General features: G+C 79.9%; 1 protein-coding gene. It reads left to right on the top strand.

Translation table 11 applies throughout. From position 1 onward, the window contains the following. Positions 1-354 (top strand): ATP-binding protein (locus BI06_RS45120; protein ID WP_043479008.1); only part of this gene is annotated, 354 nt, incomplete at both ends.

Below are 354 nucleotides of genomic sequence, written 5' to 3'. Positions count from 1 at the left end.
GACGGCACCACCGCCCGCCGCTTCGGCGGCACCGGGCTCGGCCTGTCCATCAGCCGCGAACTCGCCCGACTGCTCGGCGGCGTCCTCACCGTCCGCTCCGCCGCCGGTCGGGGCAGCCGCTTCAGCTTCTACCTGCCGCTCGGCAGCCGGGACGGGGCGGCCGCCGTGCCGGGCGCCGGGGCCCGCCTCCTGGTGGTCGAGGCCGAACCGCCCGGCCTGCTCACCCTGCTGGCCCGGACCGCCGCCGAGGCGCACGGCGAGGACCCGCCGGTGGAGATCCGCGCCGCCGGCACCGAGGCGGACCTGCGCGCCGCCCTCGCCGACGGCCCCTACCGGTGCGCCGTGCTCGACCTC

The organism is Kitasatospora sp. MBT66 (assembly GCF_000710405.2).
Lineage (GTDB): Bacteria > Actinomycetota > Actinomycetes > Streptomycetales > Streptomycetaceae > Kitasatospora > Kitasatospora purpeofusca.
Note: the sequence above shows the minus strand (reverse complement) of the source record. Positions and strands in the feature narration are given on the sequence as shown.